Raw genomic sequence first — 3,782 nt, forward strand, 5'->3', positions numbered from 1 at the left:
GTCCGGACGCCGGACGCGCGCTGCAGCGCGAGCAGGACGCTTTCCTGGCGCGGCGCAACGCCGCTTTCGGCCAGCCGGGCTATGATCTGCGCCAGGCCATGAAAGACCGGCTCGGCGATCTCCTGGCAATCAAGCCCTTGGCAATCAAGCCCTTCGCAATCAAGCCCTTGGCGGTCGATCCGAAGTAAGCCGATCCGGCAAGGTGCTCGGGCCTTGCAATGATACCGCCATGCGTGAAAATGCTGCAAAAATCTGATCGGAATTGATCCGGATCATGGCCGGCCCACTCTCGGCTGGTCACGTGAGGAAAATCGATAGGTGGAGGCCGCGCATGAACGTCCAGGGAAACAGCCGGTATCACGAGGTCCATGCCCGCTCGCTGCGCGATCCCGAGGGGTTTTGGGGTGAGGCCGCGCGCGAGATCGACTGGATCGAGCCGGCCAGGAAGGTCTTCGATCCGTCGATCGGACTCTATGGCCGCTGGTTCGCGGGCGCCGTGGTCAACACATGCTACAACGCGCTTGACCGCCACGTCGCCGCGGGCCGTGCCGATCAGCTCGCGCTGATCCACGATTCGCCGCTCGCCAACAGCATTTCAAAATTCACCTATGCCGAGATGCTGAAGGAGGTGCAGACGCTCGCTGCCGTCATGGCCGATTTCGGCGTCACGAAGGGCGATCGCGTCATCCTCTATATGCCGATGGTGCCTGAAGCCATGGTTGCGATGCTCGCCTGCGCGCGGGTCGGCGCGGTGCACAGCGTGGTGTTCGGCGGCTTCGCCGCGAAGGAGCTTGCGACCCGCATCGACGACGCCACGCCGAAGTTGATCCTGTCGGCGAGCTGTGGACTCGAGCCCGGCCGCATCGTGCAGTACAAGCCGCTGCTGGACGAGGCGATCGCGCTTTCCAGCGCCAAGCCGTTGGCCTGCATCATCCTGCAGCGGCCGCAGCAGACCTGCGATCTCATCGCCGGGCGCGATCACGACTGGGCGGTTTTGCGCCAGGCCGCGCTCGATGCCGGCAAGACCGCCCCGTGCGTGCCGGTGCTCGCGACCGATCCGCTCTATATCCTCTATACTTCGGGCACCACAGGCAAGCCCAAGGGCGTGGTGCGCGACAATGGCGGGCATCTGGTCGCGCTGAAATGGTCGATGTTCAACCTCTATGGCATCAACCCCGGCGAGGTGTGGTGGTGCGGCTCCGATATCGGCTGGGTGGTCGGCCACAGCTACATCATCTACGGCCCGCTGATCCATGGTGCGACCTCGATCATGTACGAGGGCAAGCCGATCGGCACGCCCGACGCCGGCGCGTTCTGGCGCGTGATCGCCGAACACAAAGCGGTGGCGCTGTTCACCGCGCCGACTGCCTTCCGCGCCATCCGCAAGGAAGACCCGGACGGCACATTCATCCGCAAATACGATCTTTCAAAATTCCGCACGCTGTTCCTCGCCGGCGAACGCGCCGATCCGCCGACGGTGGAATGGGCCGAGCAGCAATTGCAGGTGCCGGTGATCGACCACTGGTGGCAGACCGAGACCGGGTGGTGCATCGCCGGCAATCCGGTGGGGCTAGGCCAGCTGCCTGTCAAGCATGGCTCGCCGACCGTGCCGATGCCGGGCTATCAGGTCGACGTGGTCGACGAAGCGGCCAGGCAGGTCAAGGCCAACACCATGGGCTCGATCGTGATCAAGCTGCCGCTGCCGCCTGGCTGCCTGCCGACCTTGTGGGAGCAGGACGAGCGCTGCCGCGAGTCGTATTTCAGCGAGTTTCCCGGCTACTACAAGACGTCGGACGCAGGCTTCAAGGACGAGGACGGCTATATCTTCGTCATGGGCCGCACCGACGACATCATCAATGTCGCCGGCCACCGGCTCTCCACCGGCGGCATGGAGGAGATCCTGGCGTCGCATCCGGATGTCGCCGAATGCGCCGTGCTCGGCATCAAGGACGCGATCAAGGGCGAGGTGCCCTGCGGCTTCCTGGTGCTGAAAACCGGCGTGACGCGCAGCCCGGTGCAGATCGAGAAGGAGATCGTGGCGCTGGTGCGGGAGAAGCTCGGTCCCGTCGCTGCGTTCAAGCTCGCGATCACCGTCGGCCGCCTGCCCAAGACGCGCTCGGGCAAGATCCTGCGCGGCACCATCAAGAAGATCGCCGACGGCGACCAATGGTCGATGCCGGCGACCATCGAGGATCCCAAGGTGCTGGACGAAATCGGCGCCGCGCTGAAGGGCAGGGTGTGATTTTTGATCGTCATTCCGACGGTGCACCGGGCGCCCACCCGCAATCTCGAGATTCGCAGATGTGCAATTGCACATCCGAGGATCGCAGGGCTCGTCATCGGGCCCGTATGCGCGCGACCTGGTGACGCCCCGGAATGACGAGCGAACCTGGCTTTGGCGCGCTTGACCTGCGCAAACGCCATCTTTTCGATGGATTGCCGGGTCATCTCCGATCAAGTCTGTGCGGTTGCCAGGCAATCAGTTCATTGGACGAATGGATCGAGCATGCGACGTAAATCCGCGCGACCCTTGATCGCTCTCTTGCTCGTTGCACCGCTGCTTGCGGGCTGCCTCGAGCGGGGTCAGCCGCCGATGCTCGATTCAAGTGTCGACGACGACGCGTACTGCCGCGCCAACAATGTCGCGGTCGGATCGCCGGCTTATATCGCCTGCCGCAAGGATCGCGACGTTCAGCACGCCAACGCCAACGCGCGCACCGACCGCCAGCAGCGCGATCTCGGCCAATACATGCTCGATCATCCGGACCACCCGTAGCGTCCGTAACTTCGGGCGTCTGCGTTCCGCGATCAGATCCTTCGATTCGCAGAGTCCGTACGCGCGCAATTTGCCTCGATCGCAAGATTGCAAGTCGCCCGCACCGGTATTCATTGCTGTGCGCGGTATCCAGTTGCGGCCAGTATGTGGCGCAAATACAACGATTGCCTGGCGTCACGCGCGGGATCGCCACGGTTTGATCGAGATCATATCTCCGCCCGGTTCCAATTTGTCACGAGGCTATCGCGCGCATGTTCGCGCCGACCGATTGGGCAAGGGAACCTTTTGATGAAGAAGATACTGCTGAATGCGTCGTCGCTATTGGTCCTGGCGGCGGCGTTCTCTGGAGCCGTAGCAACTGCGCAGGCCGCCGATCTGTCGGCGGCCCCGGTCTACAAGGCGCCGCCGCCGGTGGACGTCTGGAATCCCTGGATGATCCGGGTTCGCGCGCTCGGCGTGTTGCCGGACGCATCGGGCAGCTCGGTCAACGTGACGGGCGTGCCGGCTCTGTCGTCGCCGAACTCGGGGCTCTCGATCGGCGATTCGGTGGTCCCCGAACTCGACATCAGCTACTTCTTCACCAGGAACATCGCGGCCGAACTGATCCTCGGCGTGACCCGGCATTCGATCAGCGGCACCGGTACGCTTGCGGGCCTCGACATCGGAAAGGCTTGGCTGTTGCCGCCGACCTTGACGCTGCAATATCACTTCACCAATTTCGGCGCGTTCCAGCCCTATATCGGTGGCGGCGTCAACTACACCGTGTTCTTCGACCAGTCCGCGGCGAACACCCCCTTGAACGGCCTTGCCGTGACCGGGCTCAGCATCAACAACAGTTTTGGCGCGGTGGCGCAGATAGGCTTCGACTACATGCTCGACCGCCATTGGGGTCTCAACGTCGACCTGAAGAAGATATTCCTGGAGCCGAACTACACGGCCACCGTCAACAACGCGATCGCCGTCTCGGGGCGGGCCGATATCAACCCGTGGCTGGTCGGCGCCGGCG

General features: G+C 63.6%; 3 protein-coding genes and 1 pseudogene. All 4 read left to right on the plus strand.

The features are described from left to right. Positions 1–188: pseudogene (locus WCB02_RS02385) on the plus strand (hypothetical protein); the annotation flags it as partial. A 143-nt stretch (positions 189–331) separates the two neighbouring features. Next, positions 332–2,242 (plus strand): propionyl-CoA synthetase, encoded by a 1,911-nt coding sequence (locus WCB02_RS02390; protein WP_423955965.1) that lies wholly within the window; start codon positions 332–334, stop codon positions 2,240–2,242. A gap of 264 nt (positions 2,243–2,506) precedes the next feature. Continuing rightward, the gene (locus WCB02_RS02395) at positions 2,507–2,776 is read left to right on the plus strand and encodes a hypothetical protein (RefSeq protein ID WP_423955967.1); all 270 of its coding nucleotides are present in this window, start codon (positions 2,507–2,509) and stop codon (positions 2,774–2,776) included. 288 nt (positions 2,777–3,064) lie between these two features. Beyond that, on the plus strand, positions 3,065–3,782 hold a 718-nt coding region (locus WCB02_RS02400; protein ID WP_423955969.1), incomplete at its 3' end, for an OmpW/AlkL family protein.

Origin of the sequence: Bradyrhizobium sp. (assembly GCF_049581145.1) — a bacterium.
In the GTDB taxonomy this organism is placed as follows: domain Bacteria; phylum Pseudomonadota; class Alphaproteobacteria; order Rhizobiales; family Xanthobacteraceae; genus Bradyrhizobium.

Coding starts and splice junctions, on each gene's coding strand:
- WCB02_RS02395 (WP_423955967.1), top strand. CDS start 2,507: ATGCGACGTAAATCCGCGCGACCCTTGATCGCTCTCTTGCTCGTTGCA.
- WCB02_RS02390 (WP_423955965.1), top strand. CDS start 332: ATGAACGTCCAGGGAAACAGCCGGTATCACGAGGTCCATGCCCGCTCG.